Origin of the sequence: Pseudomonas sp. RIT-PI-q (genome assembly GCF_001297125.1) — a bacterium.
Taxonomy (GTDB): Bacteria; Pseudomonadota; Gammaproteobacteria; order Pseudomonadales; family Pseudomonadaceae; genus Aquipseudomonas.
Map to the genome: position 1 here is coordinate 1 of NZ_LHPC01000059.1, position 403 is coordinate 403.

Here is a 403-nt window from a genome sequence, read left to right on the forward strand (position 1 = left end):
CCGTATGCGCTTCTTCACTTGACCATATAACCCCAAGCAATCTGGTTATACTGTGAAGACGACATTCGCCGAAAATTCGATCACACTCAATTAAGAGCAACTCACAAATTTTACCTTAGCCTGATCCAACACCAGTGAAAGTGTTGTTCAGTCTATCTTTCTATCACATACCCAAATTTTTAAAGAACGATCTAATCAAAGACTAGAAATCAATATTCATACACGAATACTCATTTCTAAACTCTAACAACAAACACCCCCTTACCGGCAGGCTTCTCGTCTTCTTCAATGAATCAAGCAATTCGTGTGGGAACTTATGGAGCAGCTGATGTCGTCGATTAAGGAGGTGATCCAGCCGCAGGTTCCCCTACGGCTACCTTGTTACGACTTCACCCCAGTCATG

Annotated in this window: 1 rRNA gene; it reads right to left on the minus strand. The window is 42.4% G+C overall.

The features are described 5' to 3' along the window. Window positions 1–339: 339 nt before the first annotated feature. Window positions 340–403: ribosomal RNA gene (locus tag AEQ67_RS31365) — 16S ribosomal RNA — on the minus strand; the annotation flags it as partial.